Source organism: Pelagibius sp. 7325 (assembly GCF_037652055.1).
Lineage (GTDB): Bacteria > Pseudomonadota > Alphaproteobacteria > Kiloniellales > Kiloniellaceae > Pelagibius.
Map to the genome: position 1 here is coordinate 1 of NZ_JBBKAH010000029.1, position 540 is coordinate 540.

Below are 540 nucleotides of genomic sequence, written 5' to 3' on the forward strand. Positions count from 1 at the left end.
AGATCGCTCTTAAAAAAGCCGTACTTATAGTATCCTTGTCTTTAAAATTATAAATTTGTTCAAAAATGACTTCTATTAAATCTTTGGCTTTACTTGCTGGCATAAATGATACAGGGTCTAATGCACCCCAGTTTTCTTTTTTCTCGTGATCAAGCGTTATAAAGTGGTACTTCTCCAGATGATTGATATAGAGTGGAAAGTCTTTACGTGTCTGTGGATTGTTAATAATTTTTGTGATCCACTTCCTCATTTCTTTTTTAGGATCAATATATAATGCTTTAACATCCATAAACGAGATATATTGATACAGTAGCTTCGCAAGGAAAGACTTTCCGTTCCCCGTATCACCTGTGATTAAACAATGCGGGGATCGGGTTTTAGAGCCTTTAATTTGTTGGTTCGCTAAGAACGGATGATAAAGAACAAAATCACGACTTGATCGAATAGCGCTTTCTAAGTCAGTATGTTTATCAAATCTGTCTCCCCATCCTAAAAAGAAGCCAATCTTTGAACCAACAAAAGAATCAACACCTAATAAAC

General features: G+C 35.2%; 1 protein-coding gene. It reads right to left on the minus strand.

The features are described 5' to 3' along the window. Window positions 1-540: ATP-binding protein (locus WDC82_RS25130; RefSeq protein ID WP_340120197.1), on the minus strand; the 540-nt coding region annotated here is incomplete at both ends.